Raw genomic sequence first — 23,729 nt, forward strand, 5'->3', positions numbered from 1 at the left:
GCGATTATTCCAGAGACAGGCCGATATTCTTCGGCTCGGTGAAAAAACGCATCGCCTCCATTCCGCCCTCGCGGCCGAGACCGGACGCGCCGGTGCCGCCGAAGGGCGTGCGGAGATCGCGCATCAGCCAGGTGTTGATCCAGACCATGCCCACGTGCAGCGCCGCGGCGAGGCGGTGCGCGCGGGTCAGATCGCGCGTCCAGAGAGCGGCCGACAGCCCGTAGTCGCCGGCATTCGCCAGCGCGAGTGCGTGCGCGTCGTCGTCGAAGGGCTGCAGTGTGACGACCGGCCCGAAGATTTCCTCGCGGTTGGTCGCGCAGTCCGGCCCGAGACCGTCGATGACGGTCGGGGCGATGAACCAGCCCGGCCGCTCCAGCGCATGGCCGCCGCACAGCACGCGGCCGCCTTCATCGCGGGCGCGCGTGATTGCGGCGAGCACCTTGTCGTGGTGCGCCTGCGACACCAGCGGGCCCATGCGTGCGTCGGGATCCATCGGATCGCCGACCTGCAGCGCCAACACCTCGGCGACGAAGCGTTCGCGGAATGATGCGTAGATGCCGCGCTCGACGAGAATCCGCGAACCGCACAGGCAGATCTGCCCGGCGTTCTGGAACGCCGAGCGCACCAGCGTGGCGAGCTGCGATTCCCAGTCGCTGTCGGCGAACACCAGCGTCGCGTTCTTGCCACCGAGTTCGAGCGAGGCTTTTTTCAGCTGCGCACCGGTGCGCGCGCCGATGCGACGGCCCACGGCGGTGCTGCCGGTGAACGACACCGCGCGCACGCGCGGATCGTCGATCAACGCATCGCCGACATCCGCGCCCGTGCCGTGCACGACATTGAGCACGCCCGGTGGCAGACCGATCTCGCCCGACAGTGCCGCGAGCAGCGACGCGCTGACGGGCGTGATCTCGGACGGTTTGGCGACCACCGTATTGCCGGCCGCGAGCGCGGGCGCGATCTTCCAGGTGAACAGATACAGCGGCAGGTTCCACGGCGAGATCGCCGCGACCACGCCCAGCGGCGCGCGCAGCGTGTAATTCAGGCCGGCCTCGCCGTGATGCGATTCGCTGGCGAACTGCGTGGCCGCATGTGCGAAGAAACGCAGGTTGGCGACCGCGCGTGGAATTTCAGCGCCGCGGGAGAGGGCGAACGGCTTGCCGCCGTCGCGCGCTTCAGCATGGGCGACGTCGTCGATCCGGGCCTCGAGCGCCGAGGCGAGCTTCTCGAGCCAGGCCGAACGTGCGCTGTTCGGCAATGCGGCCCAGGCAGGCGCGGCGCGGGCGGCGGCGGTGATCGCGGCCTCGATATCGGCGGCGTCACCGGCAGCGACTTCGGCATAAACGCGGCCGGTCGCCGGCTCGTGCACCGGCAGCCAGTGATCCCGGCCGGGTGCGCGCGCAGCGCCATCGATCCAGTGCGTCAGCCGTTGCATGTCGCCAGCTTACCCGAGGCGTCAAGGCGGCTCAGGTCTGGCAGCCCTTGCACCAGTACAGGCGGCGCCCGGCCAGACGTGCCTCGACGATCCGGCCGTCGCCGCGCGGGCAGGGATCGCCCTTGCGCTCGAACACTTCGAAGCCGAACTGCGCGCGGGTTTTCGCGAGGTAGTCCTTGCCGGGCGGCAGCGCGTCGTCGTGCTTGGCGCGATACGCGCGCCGCGGGACGTCGAGCAGCGCATTGGCGAGTCGGCGACGCTCGCCGGTCGTGAGGTCCTGCAGCAGCCGGTGCGGCGACAGCTTCGCTTTGAAGAGCACTTCCGAGCGCAGGTAGTTGCCCATGCCGGCCGCGAATCCCTGGTCGAGCAGCAGCACGGCCAGCGTGCGCCGGGCGAAGCGGGGCGTGCGCATGTGCGCGAGCAACGCCTTGGCGTCGACCGCGGGGTCGAGCACGTCCGGACCGAGCTTCGACAGATACGGCTGCGCGCCGAGATCATCGGTACGCCACAGCGAGATCGACGGCGCGGCGTACAGCGCGGCGACACCGCGCACGGTCGCCAGCACCAGCCGCGGCGGCGCGCCGTCGGGCACGGCCTCGAGGTCTTCGACGAAACGCCAGAAACCGAACAGATGGCTGTGCGTGTACAGCGTCCAGCCGTCTTCGACGGCGGTCAGCAGTGCCTTGCCGCGCGCCTCCACTGCGAGCACGCGCTGGCCTTCGAGCAGGCCGCGCCGGCGCTGCAGCGTGGGATCGATGAAGCGCACATGCGTCAGTGTCTCGTCGACGAACAGGGTCGACAGGCGATCGGCGAGTGCGTGGGTTTCGGGGCCTTCGGGCATCGACACATCGAAGCAATGGACGCGTCGCGGCGTCGTGACATTCGCGAAGCGCGTGCGCCGATCAGATCGATGCCATTCGCCCGCCATCGACCGGCAGACTCACGCCGGTGACGTAGGCCGCGGCCGGCGCACACAGGAACGCGATGACGCCTGCGGTCTCCGATGCTTCCGCGAAGCGGCCTGCGGGCACGCTGGCGCGCATCGACGCGAGCACCGCATCCTCGTCCTGGCCGGTGCGGCGGATGCGATCCGCCACGACCTGGTCGATGCGGCCGGTGCGGGTGTAGCCGGGCAGCACGTTGTTGACGGTGATGCCGTCGGGCGCCAGTTCGCGCGACAGCGTTTTGGCCCAGCTGGCGACCGCGCCGCGCACCGTGTTCGACACACCCAGGCCCGCGATGGGTTCGCGCACCGAGGTCGAGACCACGTTGACGATGCGGCCCCATTTTGCAGCGCGCATCGCGGGCAGCACGGCCTGCACCAGTACCTGGCCGCCGATCAGATGACGACGGAATGCGGCTTCGAATGCATCAAGTGGCGCTTCGTGCGCGGTGCCGCCGGCCGGTCCTCCAGTGTTGTTGACCAGGATCTGCACCGGATACGCGGTGACGTGCGTGGCGATGGCGGCCTGCAACGCGGCGGAATCGTCCATGTCGACGGCGAGCGCGTGATGCGTCTGGCCATGCGCGGTGGGCAGCGCATCGACGACGGCCTGCAGTGCATCCGCGCGGCGCGCGAGCACGGTCACATGTGCGCCGAGCTGGGCGAGTTCGTGCGCGGTGGCACAGCCGATGCCTTCGGAGGCGCCGCAGACGAGGGCGTGGCGGCCGGTGAGATCGAGGTCCATGCGGGGCTCCGGTGCGGAATCAGGATGCGATCGCGCGCATCATCGCGGCGATCTCGCGGGCATTCGTGTCACCGGCCGACAGCGCATCGGCGACCGCGCTGCGATTGGCGGCGGGATGGTTCTGGCTGAGCTTGTGCTTGATCTCGACGGCGTCGACATGGAAGCGGAAGCCTACGATCCCGCGCAGCTGTCGGCGCTGACGGTCGTCCTCGGGTTCGAAGCGCCAGTCACCACCGGCGCGGGCCTCGAAGACATCGCTGGTGCGCGCGACCAGATCCGCCAGTGCGGCCTCGTCGTCGAAGCGTTCGAGCCGGCCGCGCAGATGCGCGGTGGCGTAGTTCCAGGTCGGCACGCGCGAGGCTTCGATCTTGTCCGGATACCAGCCCGGCGACACGTAGACGTGCGGGCCGTGGACGATCATCAGCGCCGGACCGTCGTGCGATGCCTGTGGATTCGGCCGCGCCCAATGGCCTTCCACGTGCAGCGTGTCGCCGTCGCGCCGGTACAGCACCGGCAACTGGCTGGCGAGCGGCGCGCCATCGGCGCCGGTCGTCACCAGCGTGACGAAGGCATCGCGCGCGAACAGCGCGTCCAGCGACTGCAGGTCGTCGACGGCGAAGGCGCGGGGCGTGTACATCGTCTGCCGCGTGTCAGGTCTGCGGGTTCAGGCGCGCTTGCCGAGCGACTGCACCATGCGGTCGCGCAGTTGCGCGTCGTCGTCGGCCTGCGGCGGCGCGATCTCGTCGATCGAAAAGCCGCGCTCGAGCGCGTCTTCCGGATCGAGGCCGTCCCATTCGACGAATTCGGCGTCGAGCAGCATGCCGCGCGCGGTGTCCTCGCTGTCGTAGACCAGCGTGTTGCCATCGCTGTCGAGCACTTCGGCGACGCCGGCATCGAGCACGCGCAGGCGCGCCCAGATCACGGTGCGGCCAATCGACGCCAACCACCACTGGTCGTGGGTCATGTGCGGGTGGGGCATGAAGCGGAACTCCGGGTCAGGGGGCGATCGACCACAGCCACAACACCGCCGAAGCGGTGAGCGCGCCGAGGATCACCATCAGGGAAATGCGGGCCGGCGTCGCCAGGCCCGTGAACTGCCGGTCAGGCACTTCGTAATAGCCGCCGCCCAGCAACCAACGCAGCGCGGCCGGCTGCACGAACGCGTTTTCGCCGAAGCGGCGGTGCACGTCCGGATGGCGATCGCGCAGATGCACCAGCGACAGCGGCCAGAAGATCACGAACGCGGTGAACCCGCCGATCGCGACGCCGAAGAAACACAGGGCGAGGAAGAGGGTCATTCGAACGCCGGGATTCGATGGGACTGGACGTGCGTCCGTCGAGTAGCGGGGTTCGCGATTCGCGAGCACGCGCGTCGACCGCGTACGCGGCAAGTGCGCGGGCCGTGAGACGAACTGCTTCTACGAATCGCCATTCCCGTCTCCTGAATCCTCAGTACTCCGCCTGTCCCGGGGCGCGCGGATACGGAATTGCGTCGCGGATGTTCGACAGCCCGCAGATGTAGACGATCAGGCGTTCGAAGCCGAGACCGAAGCCGGCGTGCGGCACAGTGCCGTAGCGACGGAAATCGCGGTACCAGCTGTAGTGCTCGCGATCGAGGCCGAACTGGTCCATGCGCGCATCGAGCACGTCGAGACGTTCCTCGCGCTGCGCGCCGCCGATGATCTCGCCGATACCCGGCGCCAGCACGTCCATCGCGGCGACGGTTTTGCCATCGTCGTTGAGGCGCATGTAGAACGCCTTGATGTGCTCGGGATAGTTGGTCACCACGACCGGACGGCCAACGTGCTGCTCGGTCAGCCAGCGCTCGTGTTCGGTCTGCAGGTCCAGGCCCCATTCCACCGGGAACTCGAACTTGTGACCGGACTTGCGCAGCAGCTCGACCGCGTCGGTGTATTCGATGCGCTCGAACGGCGCATTGACGAAGGCTTCCAGGCGCGTGATCGCATCCTTCTGCACGCGCTCGGCAATGAAGGCCATGTCGTCTGCGCGCTCGTCGAGCACCGCGCGGAACAGGTACTTGAGGAACTCCTCGGAGATGCGCGCGTTCTCGGCGAGATCGGCGAACGCGATCTCCGGCTCGATCATCCAGAACTCGGCCAAGTGGCGCGTGGTGTGGCTGTTCTCGGCGCGGAAGGTCGGTCCGAAGGTGTAGACCTTGCTCATCGCCAGGCAGTAGGCCTCGACGTTGAGCTGGCCGGACACCGTCAGGAAGGTTTCCTTGCCGAAGAAGTCGCGGCTGAAATCGACCTTGCCCTCGCGCATCGGCAGGTTCGCCAGATCCAGTGTCGAGATGCGGAACATCTGGCCCGCGCCTTCGGCGTCGGACGTGGTCACGATCGGCGTGTTGATCCAGTAGTAGCCGTTCTCGTGGAAATACCGGTGTGCGGCCTGCGCCAGGCAATGGCGGATGCGCGTGACCGCACCGAACAGGTTGGTGCGCGGGCGCAGATGCGCGACCTCGCGCAGGAACTCCAGCGAATGCGCCTTGGGCTGGATCGGATAGGTTTCCGGATCCTCGACCCAGCCAACGACTTCCAGCGACTGCGCTTGGATTTCGAAGCTCTGGCCCTGGCCCTGCGACTTCACCAGCGTGCCGGTGGCGATGACCGAGCAGCCGGCGGTCAGACGCTTGATCTCGGATTCGTAATTGCCCAGCGCGTCCGGCGCGACAACCTGGATCGGCGCGAAGCACGAACCGTCGCTGACGTTGACGAAGCTCAGCCCCGCCTTTGAATCACGGCGGGTGCGGACCCAGCCACGGACGGTGACGTCGCCGCCTTCTGGAATGTGCCCGGCAAGGGCCTGTTGGACGCTGATCGTGGTCATGCCTTGAATCCTGGTAATCCGGTCCGATAACACGCGGCAGCACAGTCTACCGGAGCCGGCCCGCGCGCCGGCGCCTCCGTCCGCCAGCGGGCGTTCGGGTCCACGGGAGTACAATCACGCCATGTCCATCGCACTCGCCCCCGCCGCCCTCGAACGTGCCCGCCGCTTCCTGGCGGCCAGCCCCGACGCACTCGGTTTGCGCTTCGGCGTCACCAAGACCGGTTGTTCGGGTTGGGGCTATGTCGTCGACATCGCCCGCGAGGAACAGCCGGGCGACGCGATCAGCGAGCACGAAGGCGTGCGCATCTATGTCGACGCGCAGAGCCAGCCGATCGTCGACGGCACCGAGATCGACTTCGCGCAGAAGGGTCTGAATCAGGAATTCGTGTTCCGCAATCCGAACGCCGCTGCAGCGTGTGGGTGTGGCGAGAGTTTCACGACGGATCCGACGAAGTAATCGGGTGCTGCTGAGGCGGGCGCGCGTCCGCTTCACTGATTTGAGGTGATACGGGCTGCCTGCTTAGCTGTGGCGGAGTAGTACGGTACTCGAGTTGATATCGGACACGCATTTTTTGTGTCCGTTTCGAAGCGGTGGACGGCTAGCGTGCGTCTACCTGCTGCCCTCACCCAAACCCCTCTCCCAGGGGGACAGGGGCTTAAGCGTCAGGTCTCCCACAAGATTCGAGCAGTTCTACATCTGCGTGCGGATCCGCACATCAAGAAGCGCCCCGGCAATCCGAGCCCCTCTCCCTTCGGGAGAGGGGTTGGGGTGAGGGCCGCCGATCGCAGCGAACTGAATCGCGCGAATCGGAATCCTCAAAAAACCCCGAACCCTACCGCTTCCGCCGGAACTCGCTCCGCAACACGAACCCCGTCGCCAGCAAACCGAGCAACGCCATGCCGAACCAGGTCAGCGCATAGCTGAGGTGGTTGTTGCGGAACTGCACCATCGTCAGACCCGGCACCGGCCAGTTGCCGGAGTCGATGCGGTCCTGGGCGTCGATGAAGAACGGGGCGACCGCGCCGTCGACATTGCGCGCGGACGAGAACTCCGCCGGCGCGCGGGTGTACCAGCGGTCTTCATCCGGCACGTTCGCGCGCAGGAACACGCCGTGCTGCTCGGGAACACGCAGCAGGCCGGTGACGCTGACCGTCTCCGATTCGTCATGCCGTGCGCGGGTCTCACGCGTGCGATGCGCGTTGTCGACGTAGCCGCGGTTGATCCAGACGGTGCCGTCAGCCGTCACCAGCGGGGTCATGATCCAGTAGCCGGGCCCGCGTTCGGTCGTGGCGTACACCGCGATTTCCTGCGTGTGCAGCAGGCGGCCGGTCGCCGTGACGCGCCGGTATTCGTCTTCGGCAGGGTCGAGCGCGGACCGGAACGACGCCGCCGGCAACTGGGCCGGCGTCGCGTGCACGCGTGCATCGACGCGTGCGATCAGATCGCGCTTCCACTGCAGGCGTTCCACCTGCCACACACCGAGGGCGATGAAGCCCACGGTGGCGGCGATCAGGAAGACCAGCAGCGCCCAGCGGATGACCGGGCGTGCGGTGGCGCGGGGTGCCTCGTTCACGACCGGTCGCGGGTCAGGGCGCGACGCGCATCTGCTCGGGCGACATCGGCATCATGTTGGCTTCGAGGTGGTACATGACCCACAGCGAGCCCACCAGCGCGATGACGATGATGATGCCGGTGAACAGCAGCGACATCAGGATCCAGCCGCCTTCCGATTTCCGGTTCATGTGCAGGAAGTAGACCATGTGCACGACGATCTGGATGGCGCCGAAGAACATGATGAGTGCGACCGTCCAGACGCGGCTTTCCAGCACCTCGCCCATGACCAGCCAGAACGGGATCACGGTGAGGATGACCGACAGGACGAAGCCGATCACGTAGTCGCGCATGCTGCCGTGGCCGTGCGCATCGTGCGCCGACTCGTGGGCGGCGTGTTGCTGCGCCGGGGTGTTGATCTCGGTGCTCATCCCACGACTCCCATCAGATACACATACGAGAACACGCCGATCCAGATCACGTCGAGGAAGTGCCAGAACATCGACAGGCACATCAGACGGCGGTTGTTGGCGGCGGTGAGGCCGTGTTTCTTCAGCTGGAAGACCAGCGTCACCAGCCAGATCAGGCCGAAGGTCACATGCAGGCCGTGCGTGCCGACCAGGGTGAAGAACGACGAGAGGAATGCACTGCGCTGCGGGGTCGCGCCCAGGTGCGCCAGGTGATGGAACTCGTAGAGCTCAATGGACAGGAACGCCAGGCCGAATAGGCCCGTGACGAGCAGCCACATGATCGTGCCGCGCACGTTCTGCTTGTAGGAGTTCAGCATCGCGAACCCGTAGGTGATCGACGAGAACAGCAGCATGAACGTTGCGACCAGGATCAGCTTCAGGTCGAACAGGTCGGCCGGCGACGGGCCGGCCGCGTAGTTGCGGCCGAGCACGGCGTGGACGGCGAACAGGATCGCGAAGATGAGGCAGTCGCTCATCAGGTACATCCAGAAACCGAGATTGGTGCCGGTTTCCGGATGGTGCTCGTGCCCGTCGTCGTGGGCGTGCGGATCCTCGATCACGTGATAGACGCGTTCGGTGGTCCCGCTCTCGGTTTGAATCGTGTGTGCCATGTTCAGAGCGCCTGCTGTGCGAGTGCGCGGGTGCGCGCATCCTCGGTGTCCGTCACTTCCTGGGCCGGGATGTAGAACTCGCGGTCGTAGTTGAAGGTGTGCCAGATCGCCGCGACGATCAGACCCACGAACGACACGCCGGCCAGCCACCAGATGTGCCACACCAGGCCGAAGGCCAGGACCACGCTGATCGCCGACAGCACCACGCCCGCGCCCGTGTTCTTGGGCATGTGGATCGGCACGAAGCCGGTCGTCGGACGCTGGTAGCCGTGCTTCTTCATGTCATGCCAGGCATCGATCTCGTGGATGACCGGCGTGAACGCGAAGTTGTAGCTCGGCGGCGGCGAGGACGTCGCCCATTCCAGGGTGCGGCCGTTCCACGGATCGCCCGTGGTGTCGACCAGCTTCTTGCGGTTCTTCACCGCGACCGCGATCGACATCAGGAAGGCCAGGATGCCGATGCCCACCAGCGCTGCGCCGACCGCCGCGATGATGAAGAACAGCGACAGCGAGGTGTCCTCGAACTGGCTCAGACGGCGGGTGATACCCATCAGACCCATGATGTACAGCGGGGTGAACGCGAGCCAGAAACCGACCAGCCAGCACCAGAACGAGACCTTGCCCCAGAACTCGTCGAGCTTGAAGCCGAAGGCCTTCGGGAACCAGTACACCATGCCGGCGAACAGGCCGAAGACCACGCCGCCGATGATGACGTTGTGGAAGTGCGCGACCAGGAACAGGCTGTTGTGCAGCACGAAGTCCGCCGGCGGCACTGCCAGCAGCACGCCGGTCATGCCACCGATGACGAAGGTGAACATGAAGCCGACCGTCCACAGCATCGGCACGTCGAAGCGGATGCGGCCCTTGTACATCGTGAAGAGCCAATTGAAGATCTTCGCGCCCGTCGGGATCGAGATGATCATCGTCGTGATGCCGAAGAACGCATTGACGCTCGCGCCCGAGCCCATGGTGAAGAAGTGGTGCAGCCACACCAGGTACGACAGGATCGTGATCACCGCGGTCGCGTAGACCATCGACGTGTAGCCGAACAGGCGCTTGCCGCAGTACGTCGCGACGACCTCGGAGAAGATGCCGAAGGCCGGCAGGATCAGGATATAGACTTCCGGGTGACCCCAGATCCAGATCAGGTTCACGTACATCATCGGATTGCCACCGAGATCGTTCGTGAAGAAGTTCGTGCCGACGTAACGGTCCATCGTCAGCAGCGCGAGCGTCGCCGTCAGGATCGGGAACGAGGCAACGATCAGGATGTTGGTGCAGAGCGAGGTCCAGGTGAAGATCGGCATGCGCATGAGCTTCATGCCCGGCGCACGCATCTTGACGATGGTCACGATCAGGTTGATGCCCGACAGCGTGGTACCGACACCCGCCACCTGTAGACCCCACAGGTAGTAGTCCATGCCCGTGCCCGGACTGTAATCGGCGCCCGACAGCGGCGGATACGCCAGCCAGCCGGTACGCGCGAACTCGCCGACGAACAGCGAGATCATGATCAGCACCGCGCCCGCGGTGGTCATCCAGAAGCTGAAGTTGTTGAGGAACGGGAACGAGACGTCACGCGCGCCGATCTGCAGCGGCACCACGTAGTTCATCAGGCCCGTCACCAGCGGCATGGCCACGAAGAAGATCATGATCACGCCGTGCGCGGTGAAGATCTGATCGTAGTGGTGCGGTGGCAGGAAGCCCTCGCTGCCGCTCGCCGCCATCGCCTGGTGCGCGCGCATCAGCACCGCATCGGAGAAGCCGCGCAGCAGCATCACGATTGCGAGGATGCAATACATGATGCCGATCTTCTTGTGGTCGATGCTGGTGAACCATTCCTTCCACAGGTATCCCCACAGGCGGTACTTGGTCAGCAGAAAGAGCAGGGCGATACCGCCCAGCACGACGCCGACGAAAGTGACGCCCACGACGGGGTCATGGAGGAACGGCAGTGCATCGAGCGAGAGTCGCCCGATCCACGGTGAGTTGATCTGGTCCTGGGGTGCGGACATGAGGTTCCTGCCTGGTACTTGATTGCGTTGGTGCGGTGCGGACAATCAGCGGCCGGTCTGGCCGCCGTCGTTGTCCGGCTTGCCGGGTGCGCCTTCCTGCTGCGGCTCTTGGCCCGGCGGGATCGGCTTCACGCCTTCGTCGTCGTCCTCGTTGGTCGGCGTCGGGACCGGCGTCTCTTCTTCCGGCGACACGGCGCGCGGCTGGTGGCCCTGCGGCTCGTCGCCACGCGCCTCGCGGCCCGCTTCGGGGAACGTCGCTGCAGGCGCAGCGGACGGTTCGTCGGCATGCCGGTTGTCGTAGCGCAGGCGATCGTAGTTCGCCTGGCTGTCGACGCCGCCACCGCCGCTGCGGTCGATATGCGCCATCTCGTGCACACACATCGAACCCGGCGCCACGCACATGTTGAGGATCGCCTCGTACAGCGCCGGATCGACATCGTTGAAATAGCGCACCGGCTCTCGTTCCGACGGACGCTCGAGCACCAGGTATTCCTCGCGGCCCAGCGCCACGCCTTCGGCGCGCGCCTTCTCCACCCATGCGTCGAAACCGTCCTGGCTCAGGCCGTGGAAGTTGAAGTGCATGTGCGAGAAGCCGTCACCGCTGAAGTTGCCGGAGAAGCCCTTGTAGACGCCTTCCTTGTTGATGACGGCGTTGAGATTGGTCTGCATGCCCGGCATCGCGTAGATCTGGCCCGCGAGCGCCGGCACGAAGAACGAATTCATGATCGACGAGGACGTGAGCTTGAACTGGATCGGGGTGTTCACCGGCGCAGCGAGTTCGTTGATCGTTGCGATGCCCTGCTCGGGATAGAAGAACAGCCACTTCCAGTCGATGGCGACCACTTCGACGACCAGCGGCTCGACGCCTTCGGGCAGCGGCGTGTTCGCGTCGATGCGGTCGAGCGGGCGATACGGATCGAGCTTGTGCGTCGCGATCCAGGTCACCGTGCCGAGCACGAGGATGATCGCCAGCGGCGCCGACCAGATCACCAGCTCCAGCCGGGTGGAGTGATGCCATTCGGGTGCATATTCCGCGTCCTTGTTCGACTCCCGGTATTTCCAGGCGAAAAAGAACGTCAGGAAGATCACCGGCACGATGATCAGCAGCATCAGGACCGTGGACAGCACGATCAGGTCGCGCTGCTGGACGGCGATATCGCCGGCCGGGGCCATGACGACCCAGTCGCAGCTCGACAGCAGCGTGGCTGCCAACAGCAGCGCGGAGACTCGAAGAATGGATTTCATTGGGGGGATCGACGACAACGGGAGAGGAAAACGACTTGACGGAGACGCTACGGCGCGGCCATTAGCGTGGGGATGTAGCGGGGCACTGGGCCTTGCTGCTGCGCACCTTGCCTGGCGGGCCGGTTTCGGGTTCACAATGCGGTGCATTATCCCCCATAACGACCGGAGAGAGCGCGCAAATGAGCGAACACGTACAGCAAGCCACTACCGGCCTCGACGACGCACCGGAATCCGACGACCTGGACATCTCGCCGGGCAAGATCGCGTTTCCCGTCGTCATGGGGCGGACGTCGGAGTTCTTCGACTTCTTCGTCTACGGCATCGCCGCGGTGCTGGTGTTTCCGTACCTGTTCTTTCCCGACAGCGATCCGGTGCAGGCGACGCTCAAATCGTTCGCGGTGTTTTCGCTGGCCTTCATTGCACGCCCGATCGGTTCGGTCATCTTCATGGCGATCGACCGCAACTTCAGTCGCGCGGCCAAGCTGATCGGCGCGCTGTTCCTGCTGTGCGGTTCGACGATGGCGATTGCATTCCTGCCCAGCTACGCGCAGGCCGGCATGCTCGCGCCGATCCTGCTGGCGGTGTTCCGATTCGGCCAGGGTCTGGGCTGGGGCGGCGCCTGGGACGGCCTGCCGTCGCTGCTGTCGCTGAGCGCACCGGCCAACCGTCGCGGCTGGTACGCGATGGTGCCGCAGCTCGGCGCCGCGCTCGGTTTCATGCTCGCCTGCGGCATGTTCTATGTGTTCACGCGCGTGCTCAGCCAGGAAGACTTCATGTCCTGGGGCTGGCGCTTTCCGTTCTTCGTCGCGCTGGCGCTCAACGTGGTCGCGCTGTTCGCGCGTCTGCGTCTGGTGGTCACGCCGGAGTTCAAGCGTCTGTTCGACGAGAAGGAACTGCAGCCGCGGCGCGTGATCGAAACCATCCGCACGCACCCCCGCCAGGTGTTCGTCGGTGCGCTGATTCCGTTGGCCACCTACGCGATGTTCCACCTGGTGACGATCTTCCCGCTGAGCTGGACCACGCTCTACACCGATCACAACGCGGCCGATTTCCTCGGCAGCCTGTTCCTGGGTTCGGTCGTCGGCGGGCTGGGCATCATGCTGTCGGGCATCCTCGCCGACCGCGTGGGCCGTCGCGGACAGCTGGCGATCGCCGCCGTACTGATCGCGATCTTCAGTTTCTTCGCCGCGCCGCTGCTGGGCAGCGACACCACCGGCGGCCGTACCACCTACGTGATCGTCGGCTTCGCGCTGCTGGGTCTGTCGCTGGGTCAGGCGAGCAACGCCATCGCCTCGCGCTTCGAAAGCATCTACCGCTACACGGGCGCTGCGGTGACGTCCGATATCGCCTGGCTGGTAGGCGCCGGCTTCGCGCCGCTGGTCGCGCTGGGCCTGTGCAGCAAGTTCGGCCTCGAATACGTGGGCTACTACCTGCTGTCGGGCGCGGTGGTGACGCTGGCCGCGCTGGCCTTCAGCCGCACGCTCGAAACGGTGCGCTGACCGCCGCCGCTTCGCGCACACGCACGTCGCCCCACGGGGGGCGTGCGTGATACGGAGGCGGGGCGCTTGCACGGGGAACGGTCCTCGGCGCCGCATCGGCGACGCGCGTCTTGATCAAGGTGTGGATCCGGCCGGCTGACGCGATAACGCGATAAAAGGTCTGCGCCCCGGCACGTGCATTTCATCACGTCGCGTGGGTCCGTGAGACTGCGACCGAATGTCGCAGCGCCTGCGCACACTGTTGTCCGCGCTGGAAACCGCGCAGGCTTGCCCGTGCGGGCCGCTTCTGTGAGAATGCCCGGCTCCCTGCGGCGTCCGTCGTCGGGAGACCCTTGCCCCACCATGCGGCGTCGCCGCGCCGGGGGGCTATCCAGGCCGCTGCGAACGCGCGGTCGATATCCGAAAGGAAACCAACATGCGTCATTATGAAGTCGTGTTCCTGGTCCATCCGGACCAGAGCGAGCAGGTGCCCGCGATGATCGAGCGCTACAAGTCGCTGATCGAAGGTGCCGAAGGCAAGATCCACCGCCTGGAAGATTGGGGCCGCCGTCAGCTGGCCTACCCGATCAACAACCTGGTGAAGGCCCACTACGTGATGTTCAACATCGAAGTCGGCCAGGCCGGTCTCGATGAGCTCGTCGAAGCGTTCCGCTTCAACGACGCCGTGCTGCGTCACCTCGTGGTGCGCCGCGACGAGGCGGACACCGAGCAGTCCCTGATCATGAAGAACAAGGACGAGAAGGGCGACAAGCCCGAGCGTGGCGAGCGTCGTCGCCGGGACGACGACGGTGACTCGGTGGGCAGCAACGATGCCGACGCCGACAAGTCCGACAACTCCGCCGAAGCCGCCTGAGGATCACGCACATGTCCAAGTTCTTCCGCCGCCGCAAGTTCTGCAAGTTCACCGCTGAAGGTGTCAAGGAGATCGATTACAAGGATCTCAACACCCTGCGCCAGAACCTCACCGAGAACGGCAAGATCGTCCCGAGCCGCATCACCGGTACGAAGTCGCGTTACCAGCGTCAGCTGGCCACGGCCGTCAAGCGCGCACGTTTCCTCGCGCTGATCCCGTACACCGACAACCACAACGTCTGAGCCCTTCGGGTTTTACGCGTTCTCGTCCGATTCGGACAGCACTCGTTGCGGCGCTCCGGCGCCGCTAACGAATACGGAGCAACACCATGCAACTGATTCTTCTGCAGAAGGTCACCAACCTCGGCAACCTTGGCGACAAGGTCAACGTGAAGCCGGGCTACGGCCGTAACTTCCTGGTGCCGCAGGGCAAGGCCGTGCCGGCCACCACGAAGAGCATCGCCGACTTCGAAGCGCGCCGCGCCGAGTACGAAGCCAAGGCCCAGTCGCAGCTCGACGAGGCGCAGCAGCGTCTGGGCAAGCTCGAAGGTACCAGCGTCACGATCTACGCCAACGCTTCGACCGAAGGCAAGCTGTACGGCTCGGTCGGCCCGCGCGAGATCGCCAATGCGCTGACCAAGGCGGTCACGCCGGTCAACAAGTCGGAAGTCGTGCTGGGTGAAGGCGCGTTCCGCAACACCGGCGAGTTCGAGGTCGTGGTGCATCTGCACGCCGACGCCGAGACCACCGTCAAGGTCGTCATCGAAGGTGAGGTCGCCTGATCCATCGGATCGGGTTGACCTGAAACGGGCGCCGCGAGGCGCCCGTTTTCGTTTGGGCTTCAGAGCTCCTGCTGACTCCGGAAGCGTGCAGCGGCCTGCCGTGCCGCAGTCGCTTCTCCCTCGGTCAGGGCGCCTGTCCTGACGCGCTTGGCGAGGCGACCGCCCTGCAGTCCGCTGCTTGCGAACGTCGCGATCGGGAATTCGGCCCGGAGCCATAGGTGTATGCGCAACGAAGTGCGGGTCTAGCCGCACCGGGGCGCGCTTCCTGCCGGGGATTACGTAGAGCGGGCCACGGAAGGCCCGCGGCGGCGAGTCATCCAGGGATGGATGACCGAGCCGAGGAGTAATCCCTGGCAGGGAGCGCGCTGTCTCCGAAGTGCTGCGTCGCACGATTCGAAGGTAGCGAGATCGTTCTGAATGAAGGTGTCCTGGCACCTGCAGAAATCTTATCCACAGGTTGTGGGGTCGCGTGTCCACAGGCGCACGGCCTAGCATCCAGTTGCAGCATCCCGTTCCTCCGAAACCGATACCCATGGCCGCACGCAACGACTTCCGCAACAACGACCGCGACCGTGATCGCCAAGAACGCAGCGATCCGCGCGTCGAACAGCTGCGCGTGCCGCCGCAGTCGGTCGAGGCCGAACAGGCGGTTCTCGGCGGCCTGATGCTGGTCCCAGACGCATTGGATCGCATCGCGGACCTGCTGGTGCCGGAGGACTTCTATCGCCGCGATCACCAGAAGATCTACGCCGCGATCCAGGAGCTGTCCGAGAAGAGCAAACCCTTTGATGCGGTCACGCTCGGCGAATGGTTCGAGTCCAACGGCCTGTCGGAGCTGGTGGCCGGCGGTGCGTATCTCGGCGAACTCGCCAGCACCACGCCATCGGCGGCCAACATCCGCGCCTACGCGGAAATCGTGCGTGACAAGGCGATCCTGCGGCAGCTGATCGAAGTGGGCACCGAGATCGTCAATGACGGTTTCCAGCCCGAGGGTCGCGACAGCAGCGAGATCCTCGCCAAGGCCGAGCAGCAGGTGTTCAAGATCGCCGAGGCTGGTGCGCAGGGACGCACCGACTTCACCGCGATCAACAAGGCGATGGCCGACGCGTTCGACGTCCTGCAGACCCGTTACACCAATGGCGGCGGCGTGACCGGCCTGCCGACCGGCTACACCGAATTCGACGAGATGACCGCCGGTCTGCAGCCGACCGATCTGATCATCCTCGCTGCGCGTCCGGCGATGGGCAAGACGACCTTCGCGCTGAACATCGCCGAGTACGCGGCGATCAAGACCAAGAAGGCGGTCGGTGTGTTCTCGATGGAAATGTCGGCCAGCCAGCTCGCGCTGCGTCTGATTTCCTCCAACGGCCGCATCAACGCGACGCGCCTGCGCACCGGCGCTCTCGAGGACGAGGACTGGAGCCGCGTCAGCAGCGCGATCCGCATGCTCAAGGAAACCAAGATCTTCATCGACGACACGCCGGGCCTCGGTCCCGACGTGCTGCGCGCCAAGTGCCGTCGCCTCAAACGCGAGCACGATCTGGGCCTGATCGTCATCGACTACCTGCAGCTGATGTCGGTGCCGGGCAACAGCGAGAACCGCGCGACCGAAATCTCGGAAATCTCGCGTTCGCTCAAGGGTCTGGCCAAGGAGCTCAACGTGCCGGTGATGGCGCTGTCGCAGCTCAACCGCTCGCTGGAAACGCGCGCCGACAAGCGCCCGGTGATGGCCGACCTGCGCGAATCGGGCGCCATCGAGCAGGATGCCGACATCATCGTCTTCATCTACCGCGACGATTACTACAACAAGGAAACCTCGCCGGACAAAGGCCTGGCCGAGATCATCATCGGCAAGCAGCGTAGCGGCCCGACCGGCTCGGTGAAGCTGAAGTTCTTCGGTGAGTACACGCGCTTCGACAATCTCTCGCACGATTCGATCGGCAGCTTCGAGTAGTCACGCGGTTCACTTCCTCGCCGACGTGCGCGCCGCGGCGGAGGCACAATAGACGGCCCACACTCGCTGCGCTTCGCATGGCCCGCCCGATCACCGCCACCATCCACACCGATGCATTGCGCCACAACCTGGGCGCGATGCGCGCGCGGGCGCCGGGGCGGCAGCTGATGGCGATGGTCAAGGCGGATGGCTACGGGCACGGCCTGGAAACCGCCGCGCGCGCCCTGCGCGAGGCCGATGCATTCGGTGTCGCCGCCATCGAAGATGCAGCGCGCATCCGCGCCGCCGGACTCGAGCAGCCGATCCTGGTGCTGTCGGGTTTCGACAATCCCGACGATCTCGACCAGCTGCGCGCGCTTGGCGCCGAGGCGATCGTGCATCACGCGGCGCAGCTCGATCTGCTGGAGCAGACCGACGGCGCGCCGATCCGGGTCTGGCTCAAGGTGGACACGGGCATGCACCGGCTCGGCTTCGCGCCCGATCAGGTCCGCGACGCACATGCGCGACTGCGCGCGGCGCGCGGCGTCGCCAGCGACATCGTGCTGATGACGCATTTCGCCAGTTCCGACGAGTTCGACGCGCACACGCCGAACGGGTTGCAGACACCGGCGCAGATGCGTGCATTCGTCGCGGCAACCGAAGGACTCGACGGCCCCCGATCGCTGGCCAACTCCGCGGCCGTGCTCGGCTGGCCCGACGCCTATGGCGACTGGATACGCCCGGGTGGCGCGCTGTATGGCATGTCAGTGGTGACCGGTCGCAGTGGTGCATCGTTCGGCCTGCGGCCTGCGATGACGTTCGAAACGCGCCTGCTCGCGGTCAACCGCGTGGCAAAGGGCGAGCGCATCGGGTATTCCGCTACCTGGGAAGCGCCCGAGGACATGCCGATCGGCGTGGCCGCGGTCGGTTATGGCGACGGTTATCCGAGACTCGCGCCCGCCGGCACACCGGTGCTGGTCAACGGGCGCATGGCCAGCGTGGCGGGTCGCGTGTCGATGGACCTGATGACGATCGACCTGCGCGGCCAGCCAGATGCACGCGCCGGCGATCCGGTCGTGCTGTGGGGCGATGCGCTGCCTGTCGAGACCGTGGCCGAAGCCGCGGGCACGATCTCCTACGCGCTGACCTGCGGCATCACCCGGCGCGTGCGCTTCGTCAACGACTGAAATTCTGGCTTACGGCTGCACGTGGACCAGGCGGATCTGGCCCACATGCACGTCCACCGTATCGGCGGCGATGTTGACCGGGACGCGCGTATCGGTGACGAAGCGCAGGCTGCCGTCCGGCATCGAGACCGAGAGATGCAGGCCGTACTGGCCGTTGTCACGCAGTTTGGCGCGGGGCACGTCGATCGCGAACTCGTAAGGCCCTGGGCCGGCCGTCGTGACCTGTTCGGCAAGCATCGCGCGCGGCGTGTCGGCCAGTTGGTTGTCGAGCACCTGCACGCGCAATTGCGCGCCTTCCGGCAGCAGGATCTTCTCGAAATACATCGCCTCGCCCTGGATGCGCACACTCTCGGTGGACTCGGTCATCGATGCAGTTCCGGACGTGGACGGGGGCGGCGTGGTCTGGCAGGCGGCCAGTAGGGCAGACGCACACAGCGGCAGTGCGGCGAGGCGGAGCAGGGCACGGGACATGGTCGGGCTTCCTGTTGGAGGGCGTCGCGGCCGAGCATGCGCCGGCGCGGTGGAATGGCGGGTCAACGCGCCGTCGGGCGCAGCACGATGAGCGTGCCGAAGTGGTCGGAAGGCCAGGTGCCGTCCGCACCCGGCGTATTGAGCACGATGCGCGCCTCGCGGATCTCGAAACGTCCGGTCCGCGCGTAGACATGATCGATGCGCCTGCGGAAATCGGCGAAGAAATGCGGGTTCAATGTGGTCACGCGTGCGGCATCGGCGCCCGGGTGCAGCGCGCCAAAGGTGTCGACATACCCGTCGAGCACCGACAGCTCCGGCGCGCTCGCCAGTGCGTTGAAGTCGCCGAGCACGATGGAAGGCGCTGCATCGCCGTGACGCTGGATGAAGGCGCGCGCGTCCTCGAGCTGGCGGCGACGGAGTCCGGCGCCTTCGGGGGTGTGGTGCAGATGGGTGAAGTAGACATCCAGTGGCCCGCCGTCGAAGCGCAACCGCGCGTGCCCCATGCTGCGCGAATCGTCGCGCGGTTCCAGCGATGTCCAATCTTGATAAAGGACGGGCAGGCGGGTCAGCAGGGCATTGCCGTAGCGGTGTGGTTGGCCTTCGGCATCGTTGGACACGAACTGCACCGAATAGCCAAGCGCATCGCCGAGGGTCTGTGCCTGGTTCGGCAACTCCGCGGTCTGCAGCACCTCCTGCAGCGCGATGACGTCGGCATCGAGAGCGCGCAGCTGCTCCACGATCAAAGGCAGGCGCTTCGGCCAGTCCGCCTTGTCGTGATAGATGTTGAGGGTAACGACGCGTAGATCCTCTGGCTGTTCTACGCGCGGCTGGGTGGCCGCGCAGGCGGCGAGCGAAAGAGCGAGCAGGGCGGTGATCAGGCGCTTCATGGCGTGGCGTCTCCGTTGGTCTGCACGGTGTCGGTGCGCATGACGGGGTATAGGTTGTAGCGGTCGTCCCAGGCGCTGTGGCGGCGATAAAAGAAATCCAGGCGTGCCTCGGAACTGGCCGCGAATGCGGCATCGTCGCGGAGCTTCGCCTCGAACTCGGCGCGCAGCGCCGGATCGCGCGCCAGCATCTCGCGCGCGACCTGTTCGGCCACGTAATCCTCCATGTACTCCTTGCGCTCGAAGTGCGTATTGAACCGGCCCCAGGCCGCGAGCGAATCCGGCGCCTGCGGCTCCAGCAGCGCGGCGACCAGGCGGGCCTTGGGCTGCGCGATCGGCACGAACAATGCGCCGGCACCGATGGCGTGCTGTTCGACCGTCCACGCACCCTGCAGATCGAGGCGTTGATGGCCTTCGACCGACGCGGCTGCCGGCGATGCGGTCGTCGCGCGGAACACCTCGACCGCGCCTTCGGGCTGCGCCGCGACAAGCGTGTGGAAGACGATGCCGTGCTGGCGCAGTTTCTCGCCGACCCAGTCCGCATGCGCGGCCGGCACCAGATAGCCACCGCGCGGCAGGGCGACCTCGACCGACGGCAGCAGCGTGTCGCGCATCGGCACCCGCCACAGTTGCGGCGTGGTTTCGTCGTAGCGGGTCATCAGTGCGCCCGAGACTTCGGACGGCGTGCGCGTGTACGCGTAGCCGCGGAAATCGACGGTGTGGCTGGCGTCGGTCGCCTTCCATGCCAACGGCGCGCGTGTGCCGCCGAGCGCTGCTGCGCGGGTATCGGCTTCGCGCGCGATACGCATCCAGTCGCGGCCGTGGCGCGCGACCTGCTCGACCACCGAGACCACGGTGTTGCGGGTGATGCGCACGCGCACCGGATATGTCTTCCACGAATGCGTTTCGACCAGCATCGCGATGCGGTTGCGCAGCAGGAAATAGCCGGTCGAGAACCGCGGCGGCGACACACCGTCCTCGAAACCGGATGCCGGATTGTCGTGCTCGACGAACGACGGGTAGTAGGGCAGCGGCAGCGAACCCTGCGCGGCGAGATCCGCCATCACCGCGTCGCGGAACGTACGACCGACCTCGCGCAGTGCGTCGTCGCCGGCGTGCACGGGCTCGACCTGGATCGAGATGTCGTGCTCGAACTGCGCGCCGTTGGTCGCGTGCAGATCGATATATGCGATCGGATCCCAGGCCTCGACCAGCGCCAGCATCGCCTGCATTTCAGGCGCGTCGGCCTTGGCGTAGTCGCGGTTGAGGTTGAGGTTCTGCGCGGTGGTGCGCCAGCCCATCTCGCGCGGGCCGCGCTGATTGGGCCGGTTCCACGCGCCGAAACGCTCGTGGCCGTCGACGCTGAACACCGGCACGAACACCAGCACCGCATCGTCGAGCGCACCGGGCGCGGCACTCCCGTCGAGCAGCTCGCGCAGCGCGAGAAAACCCGCATCCTTGCCGTCGATTTCGCCCGCGTGGATGCCGCCCTGGACCAGCACCACGGGCACACCGGCCGCGTGCGCGGCTTGCGGATCCAGCGCTCCGCTGCGGCTGGCGACCAGCGCCTGCATCGGCCGGCCTTCGGGCGAGGTGCCGAAGCGGATGCACCGCACCGCATCGGGATGCAGGCGCGCGAAGGTGTCGCACAGCGCGATCACCTCGTCGTAGCGGCCGGTTTCGACGAAGCCGCTGCGCTCGGCGATGGTGATGCGCGGATCATCCGCCGCGGCGGCGGGCAGGGCAGACAGCAGCAGGGCGAGAGCGAGCGGCAGACGGGGCGACAGCATGGCGGAGTCCGGTCAGGCGATCCGCCATGATGCCGCCCGTGACGCGCAGGCCCAAGTGCGATGGGTGCGGACGCCCGGCACTTGTCGGTTTCGGGCGTGCGTGCAAGCGGCTGGCGGCGCGCTGCGATCGGGTAGTCTGTGCGGCTTCCAGATACCCGCGACGCGCCGATGACGACACCGCAGACCACCAGTGGGCCGATGCCCCGCCAGATCGGCTTCATCATCGGCAACGAAGCCTGCGAGCGCTTCAGCTTCTACGGCATGCGCAACATCCTGGTGCCGTTCCTGATCAGTTCGGTGCTGCTCGGCTATCTGCCGCAGGGCGCGGACCGGGACGCGGCGGCGAAGGACATCTTCCATACCTTCGTCATCGGCGTGTACTTCTTCCCGCTGCTCGGCGGCTGGCTGGCCGACCGCTTCTTCGGCAAGTACCACACGATCCTCTGGTTCTCGCTGATCTACTGCGCCGGCCATGCGTGCCTCGCGGCATTCGAGAACAATGCGACCGGCTTCTACACCGGCCTGTTCCTGATCGCGCTCGGCTCGGGCGGCATCAAACCGCTGGTGGTCTCCTTCTGCGGCGACCAGTTCGACCAGACCAACAAGAGCAAGGCGAAAGTGGTCTTCGACGCCTTCTACTGGATCATCAACTTCGGCTCGTTCTTCGCCTCGCTGCTGGCGCCGTTGTTCCTGCGCCATTACGGGCCCGCTGTCGCGTTCGGCATCCCGGGCATCCTGATGTTCATCGCGACGTTCGTGTTCTGGCTGGGCCGCAAGGAATACGTCAATGTGCCGCCGACGCGCCGCGATCCGCACGCGTTCTTCGAAGTGGTCAAGACTGCGCTGCGCGCGCGTCTCGCAGGCGAAGGCCGTCCGGGTCTGGCGGTGGCGATGGTCGGTGTGGTGTCGGCTGTGGTGATGCTGCTGCTGTGGCTGCTGTCGGCGACGGTGTCGCTGTCGTGGTGGCCGACCGACTTCGGTTTCGTCATCACCGCGTGTCTCGCGCTGGGCGTCATCATCGCGCTGGGCGGCTGGGGCGCATCGCTGCAGCTCGAACGCGCGCGCGGCCTGCATCCCGATGCGGCTGTCGACGGTGTGCGCGCGGTGCTGCGCATCCTGATCGTGTTCGCGTTGGTCACGCCGTTCTGGTCGCTGTTCGACCAGAAGGCCTCGACCTGGATCATCCAGGGTCGCGAGATGGTGATTCCGCACGCATCGGCGTGGTGGCCGAGCTGGCTGATCCAGGACGCCGCGCAGATGCAGGCGCTCAATCCGCTGCTGGTGATGCTGCTGATTCCGTTCAACAACCTCGTGCTGTATCCCGCGCTGCGCAAGCTCGGCTTCGAACCGACCGCCTTGCGCCGCATGGGTTGGGGCATCGCGATTTCCGGCACCTCGTGGATCGTCGCCGGTGGGCTGCAGCTGTGGCTCGACGGCGGCCAGGAAGTATCGCTCGCCTGGCAGTCGGTGCCGTATCTGCTGCTGACCTTCGGCGAAGTGCTGGTGTCGGCGACCGCGCTGGAATTCGCCTACAGCCAGGCGCCGCAGGCGATGAAGGGCGTGATCATGGCGCTCTGGTATCTCACCAGCACCTTCGGCAGCCTGTGGGTGCTGCTGACCAACGCGGGCGTGCGCAACGACGCGGTAACGGCGTACATCGCCTCGACCGGGATGAGCGAGAACGCTTTTCTGATGTTCTTCTTCGCCGCGTTCGCATTCGTCGCGGCATTGGCGTTCGGACTCTACGCGCGCCGCTATCCCATGCAGGACAACTACCGCGTCGCCTGATGCGGAGGACTTTCGATGAATTTTGGACCCGTCACACTCTTCCTGATCGCCGTGACCGTATTGGTTTCGTGGCAGGCGTTCGAGAAGCCGAAGCTGCTCGGTCGTCTGATCCTGTGGCCGCCGGCGATCGATCGCCACAAGCAGTACGACCGGCTGATCACGCACGGCTTCATCCACGCCGACTGGCAGCACCTGATCTTCAACATGATCACGCTGTTCTTCTTCGGCGCCGGCATCGAGCGCGCGTTCGCGCCGTACATCGGTCCGGTCGGGTTTCTGCTGTTCTACGTGTCCGCGATTCTGGTCGCGATCCTGCCGACGTATCTGCGCCATCGGCATGATCCGAACTACCGCAGCCTCGGTGCATCGGGCGCTGTTTCCGCCGTATTGTTCGCATCGATCCTGATCAATCCCTGGCAGCTGCTACTGGTGCTTTTCATCCCGATGCCGGCGATTGTTTTCGGCGTCTGCTATGTGGGCTACAGCATCTGGATGGACAAGCGCGGTGGCGACAACATCAACCACAGCGCGCATCTGTGGGGCGCTGGTTACGGCATGTTGTTCACCGTGATCATGGAGCCGCGGATCATCGGCGTGTTCCTCGATCGATTGATGGCGCCGTCGTTCTGACAACGCGTTTTCCGGTGACTGCTCACCGCATCTGCATGTAACGCGTGATAATT

Annotated in this window: 24 protein-coding genes; 9 read left to right on the forward strand and 15 right to left on the reverse strand. The window is 66.0% G+C overall.

Annotation, left to right across the window (positions count from 1 at the left end; genetic code table 11):
• Positions 1–4 precede the first annotated feature (4 nt).
• From ACZ9YD_RS05310 to asnS, 7 genes are all read right to left on the reverse strand, one after another.
• A complete protein-coding gene (locus ACZ9YD_RS05310; protein ID WP_465074083.1) occupies positions 5–1,432 on the reverse strand; it encodes an aldehyde dehydrogenase in 1,428 nt (475 codons plus the stop codon).
• A gap of 31 nt (positions 1,433–1,463) precedes the next feature.
• On the reverse strand, positions 1,464–2,273 hold the full coding sequence (locus tag ACZ9YD_RS05315) for a DNA-formamidopyrimidine glycosylase family protein (protein WP_465074084.1): 810 nt from the start codon (positions 2,271–2,273) through the stop codon (positions 1,464–1,466).
• Positions 2,274–2,334: 61 nt separating this feature from the next.
• A complete protein-coding gene (locus ACZ9YD_RS05320; RefSeq protein ID WP_465074085.1) occupies positions 2,335–3,120 on the reverse strand; it encodes an SDR family NAD(P)-dependent oxidoreductase in 786 nt (261 codons plus the stop codon).
• Between the two features lie 19 nt (positions 3,121–3,139).
• Positions 3,140–3,757, reverse strand: coding sequence for an FMN-binding negative transcriptional regulator (locus ACZ9YD_RS05325; protein ID WP_465074086.1), 618 nt, complete (start codon positions 3,755–3,757; stop codon positions 3,140–3,142).
• A gap of 27 nt (positions 3,758–3,784) precedes the next feature.
• On the reverse strand, positions 3,785–4,099 hold the full coding sequence (locus ACZ9YD_RS05330; RefSeq protein WP_465074087.1) for a hypothetical protein: 315 nt from the start codon (positions 4,097–4,099) through the stop codon (positions 3,785–3,787).
• Positions 4,100–4,115: 16 nt separating this feature from the next.
• On the reverse strand, positions 4,116–4,418 hold the full coding sequence (locus ACZ9YD_RS05335) for a hypothetical protein (RefSeq protein ID WP_465074088.1): 303 nt from the start codon (positions 4,416–4,418) through the stop codon (positions 4,116–4,118).
• Positions 4,419–4,569: 151 nt separating this feature from the next.
• Positions 4,570–5,967: an asparagine--tRNA ligase gene (asnS, locus tag ACZ9YD_RS05340; protein ID WP_465074089.1), complete on the reverse strand. Its 1,398-nt coding sequence runs from the start codon at positions 5,965–5,967 to the stop codon at positions 4,570–4,572.
• A gap of 121 nt (positions 5,968–6,088) precedes the next feature.
• Here asnS and ACZ9YD_RS05345 point away from each other — a divergent pair, with 121 nt between their 5' ends.
• Positions 6,089–6,424: a HesB/IscA family protein gene (locus ACZ9YD_RS05345; RefSeq protein WP_465074090.1), complete on the forward strand. Its 336-nt coding sequence runs from the start codon at positions 6,089–6,091 to the stop codon at positions 6,422–6,424.
• 376 nt (positions 6,425–6,800) lie between these two features.
• On the opposite strand, the gene ACZ9YD_RS05350 is transcribed toward ACZ9YD_RS05345, so the two are convergent.
• Genes ACZ9YD_RS05350 through cyoA form a run of 5 tightly spaced genes read right to left on the reverse strand, consistent with a single transcriptional unit; the run spans position 6,801 to position 11,860 of the window.
• Entirely contained in the window at positions 6,801–7,541 is a 741-nt protein-coding gene (locus ACZ9YD_RS05350) for an SURF1 family protein (RefSeq protein WP_465074091.1), read from the reverse strand.
• Between the two features lie 13 nt (positions 7,542–7,554).
• Positions 7,555–7,950 carry a cytochrome o ubiquinol oxidase subunit IV gene (cyoD, locus tag ACZ9YD_RS05355; RefSeq protein ID WP_465074092.1) on the reverse strand — a complete coding sequence of 132 codons (396 nt, stop codon included), beginning with the start codon at positions 7,948–7,950 and terminating at the stop codon, positions 7,555–7,557.
• A complete protein-coding gene (gene cyoC / locus ACZ9YD_RS05360) occupies positions 7,947–8,600 on the reverse strand; it encodes a cytochrome o ubiquinol oxidase subunit III (protein WP_465074093.1) in 654 nt (217 codons plus the stop codon). The genes cyoD and cyoC overlap by 4 nt, the downstream gene beginning before the upstream one ends.
• Before the next feature lie 2 nt (positions 8,601–8,602).
• On the reverse strand, positions 8,603–10,615 hold the full coding sequence (gene cyoB, locus ACZ9YD_RS05365) for a cytochrome o ubiquinol oxidase subunit I (protein ID WP_465074094.1): 2,013 nt from the start codon (positions 10,613–10,615) through the stop codon (positions 8,603–8,605).
• Between the two features lie 45 nt (positions 10,616–10,660).
• Positions 10,661–11,860 carry a ubiquinol oxidase subunit II gene (gene cyoA / locus ACZ9YD_RS05370; RefSeq protein ID WP_465074095.1) on the reverse strand — a complete coding sequence of 400 codons (1,200 nt, stop codon included), beginning with the start codon at positions 11,858–11,860 and terminating at the stop codon, positions 10,661–10,663.
• Positions 11,861–12,039: 179 nt separating this feature from the next.
• Here cyoA and ACZ9YD_RS05375 point away from each other — a divergent pair, with 179 nt between their 5' ends.
• The 6 genes from ACZ9YD_RS05375 to alr all read left to right on the forward strand — a co-directional run bounded on the left by ACZ9YD_RS05375 (position 12,040) and on the right by alr (position 18,113).
• Positions 12,040–13,359 (forward strand): MFS transporter, encoded by a 1,320-nt coding sequence (locus tag ACZ9YD_RS05375; protein WP_465074096.1) that lies wholly within the window; start codon positions 12,040–12,042, stop codon positions 13,357–13,359.
• Between the two features lie 415 nt (positions 13,360–13,774).
• Positions 13,775–14,212, forward strand: a complete 438-nt coding sequence (gene rpsF, locus ACZ9YD_RS05380) for a 30S ribosomal protein S6 (RefSeq protein WP_465074097.1) — start codon at positions 13,775–13,777, stop codon at positions 14,210–14,212.
• A gap of 11 nt (positions 14,213–14,223) precedes the next feature.
• Entirely contained in the window at positions 14,224–14,454 is a 231-nt protein-coding gene (gene rpsR / locus ACZ9YD_RS05385) for a 30S ribosomal protein S18 (RefSeq protein WP_096208774.1), read from the forward strand.
• A gap of 86 nt (positions 14,455–14,540) precedes the next feature.
• Entirely contained in the window at positions 14,541–14,993 is a 453-nt protein-coding gene (gene rplI / locus ACZ9YD_RS05390) for a 50S ribosomal protein L9 (RefSeq protein WP_465074098.1), read from the forward strand.
• Between the two features lie 532 nt (positions 14,994–15,525).
• Positions 15,526–16,947, forward strand: a complete 1,422-nt coding sequence (locus tag ACZ9YD_RS05395) for a replicative DNA helicase (protein WP_465074099.1) — start codon at positions 15,526–15,528, stop codon at positions 16,945–16,947.
• A 77-nt stretch (positions 16,948–17,024) separates the two neighbouring features.
• A complete protein-coding gene (alr, locus tag ACZ9YD_RS05400; protein WP_465074100.1) occupies positions 17,025–18,113 on the forward strand; it encodes an alanine racemase in 1,089 nt (362 codons plus the stop codon).
• 9 nt (positions 18,114–18,122) lie between these two features.
• Here alr and ACZ9YD_RS05405 read toward each other — a convergent pair whose 3' ends face one another.
• The 3 genes from ACZ9YD_RS05405 to ACZ9YD_RS05415 form a co-directional block, all read right to left on the reverse strand.
• On the reverse strand, positions 18,123–18,584 hold the full coding sequence (locus ACZ9YD_RS05405) for a YbaY family lipoprotein (protein WP_465074101.1): 462 nt from the start codon (positions 18,582–18,584) through the stop codon (positions 18,123–18,125).
• Positions 18,585–18,646: 62 nt separating this feature from the next.
• A complete protein-coding gene (locus ACZ9YD_RS05410) occupies positions 18,647–19,471 on the reverse strand; it encodes an endonuclease/exonuclease/phosphatase family protein (RefSeq protein ID WP_465074102.1) in 825 nt (274 codons plus the stop codon).
• Complete coding sequence (locus tag ACZ9YD_RS05415; protein ID WP_465074103.1) at positions 19,468–21,258, reverse strand: M14 family metallopeptidase; 1,791 nt, start codon at positions 21,256–21,258, stop codon at positions 19,468–19,470. The genes ACZ9YD_RS05410 and ACZ9YD_RS05415 overlap by 4 nt, the downstream gene beginning before the upstream one ends.
• Before the next feature lie 168 nt (positions 21,259–21,426).
• Between ACZ9YD_RS05415 and ACZ9YD_RS05420 the strand changes: the two genes are divergently transcribed.
• Entirely contained in the window at positions 21,427–23,046 is a 1,620-nt protein-coding gene (locus tag ACZ9YD_RS05420; RefSeq protein WP_465074104.1) for a POT-type proton-dependent oligopeptide transporter, read from the forward strand.
• Between the two features lie 15 nt (positions 23,047–23,061).
• On the forward strand, positions 23,062–23,676 hold the full coding sequence (locus tag ACZ9YD_RS05425; RefSeq protein WP_465074105.1) for a rhomboid family intramembrane serine protease: 615 nt from the start codon (positions 23,062–23,064) through the stop codon (positions 23,674–23,676).
• The last annotated feature ends 53 nt before the right edge of the window (positions 23,677–23,729 follow it).

The organism is Luteimonas sp. AC640a, from assembly GCF_979256585.1.

What these genes read in the sequence shown, in the direction of transcription:
- ACZ9YD_RS05310 (WP_465074083.1), bottom strand. Translation starts at nt 1,432, where the DNA reads ATGCAACGGCTGACGCACTGGATCGATGGCGCTGCGCGCGCACCCGGC.
- ACZ9YD_RS05315 (WP_465074084.1), bottom strand. Translation starts at nt 2,273, where the DNA reads ATGCCCGAAGGCCCCGAAACCCACGCACTCGCCGATCGCCTGTCGACC.
- ACZ9YD_RS05320 (WP_465074085.1), bottom strand. Translation starts at nt 3,120, where the DNA reads ATGGACCTCGATCTCACCGGCCGCCACGCCCTCGTCTGCGGCGCCTCC.
- ACZ9YD_RS05325 (WP_465074086.1), bottom strand. Translation starts at nt 3,757, where the DNA reads ATGTACACGCCCCGCGCCTTCGCCGTCGACGACCTGCAGTCGCTGGAC.
- ACZ9YD_RS05330 (WP_465074087.1), bottom strand. Translation starts at nt 4,099, where the DNA reads ATGCCCCACCCGCACATGACCCACGACCAGTGGTGGTTGGCGTCGATT.
- ACZ9YD_RS05335 (WP_465074088.1), bottom strand. Translation starts at nt 4,418, where the DNA reads ATGACCCTCTTCCTCGCCCTGTGTTTCTTCGGCGTCGCGATCGGCGGG.
- asnS (WP_465074089.1), bottom strand. Translation starts at nt 5,967, where the DNA reads ATGACCACGATCAGCGTCCAACAGGCCCTTGCCGGGCACATTCCAGAA.
- ACZ9YD_RS05345 (WP_465074090.1), top strand. Translation starts at nt 6,089, where the DNA reads ATGTCCATCGCACTCGCCCCCGCCGCCCTCGAACGTGCCCGCCGCTTC.
- cyoD (WP_465074092.1), bottom strand. Translation starts at nt 7,950, where the DNA reads ATGAGCACCGAGATCAACACCCCGGCGCAGCAACACGCCGCCCACGAG.
- cyoC (WP_465074093.1), bottom strand. Translation starts at nt 8,600, where the DNA reads ATGGCACACACGATTCAAACCGAGAGCGGGACCACCGAACGCGTCTAT.
- cyoB (WP_465074094.1), bottom strand. Translation starts at nt 10,615, where the DNA reads ATGTCCGCACCCCAGGACCAGATCAACTCACCGTGGATCGGGCGACTC.
- cyoA (WP_465074095.1), bottom strand. Translation starts at nt 11,860, where the DNA reads ATGAAATCCATTCTTCGAGTCTCCGCGCTGCTGTTGGCAGCCACGCTG.
- ACZ9YD_RS05375 (WP_465074096.1), top strand. Translation starts at nt 12,040, where the DNA reads ATGAGCGAACACGTACAGCAAGCCACTACCGGCCTCGACGACGCACCG.
- rpsF (WP_465074097.1), top strand. Translation starts at nt 13,775, where the DNA reads ATGCGTCATTATGAAGTCGTGTTCCTGGTCCATCCGGACCAGAGCGAG.
- rpsR (WP_096208774.1), top strand. Translation starts at nt 14,224, where the DNA reads ATGTCCAAGTTCTTCCGCCGCCGCAAGTTCTGCAAGTTCACCGCTGAA.
- rplI (WP_465074098.1), top strand. Translation starts at nt 14,541, where the DNA reads ATGCAACTGATTCTTCTGCAGAAGGTCACCAACCTCGGCAACCTTGGC.
- ACZ9YD_RS05395 (WP_465074099.1), top strand. Translation starts at nt 15,526, where the DNA reads ATGGCCGCACGCAACGACTTCCGCAACAACGACCGCGACCGTGATCGC.
- alr (WP_465074100.1), top strand. Translation starts at nt 17,025, where the DNA reads ATGGCCCGCCCGATCACCGCCACCATCCACACCGATGCATTGCGCCAC.
- ACZ9YD_RS05405 (WP_465074101.1), bottom strand. Translation starts at nt 18,584, where the DNA reads ATGTCCCGTGCCCTGCTCCGCCTCGCCGCACTGCCGCTGTGTGCGTCT.
- ACZ9YD_RS05410 (WP_465074102.1), bottom strand. Translation starts at nt 19,471, where the DNA reads ATGAAGCGCCTGATCACCGCCCTGCTCGCTCTTTCGCTCGCCGCCTGC.
- ACZ9YD_RS05415 (WP_465074103.1), bottom strand. Translation starts at nt 21,258, where the DNA reads ATGCTGTCGCCCCGTCTGCCGCTCGCTCTCGCCCTGCTGCTGTCTGCC.
- ACZ9YD_RS05420 (WP_465074104.1), top strand. Translation starts at nt 21,427, where the DNA reads ATGACGACACCGCAGACCACCAGTGGGCCGATGCCCCGCCAGATCGGC.
- ACZ9YD_RS05425 (WP_465074105.1), top strand. Translation starts at nt 23,062, where the DNA reads ATGAATTTTGGACCCGTCACACTCTTCCTGATCGCCGTGACCGTATTG.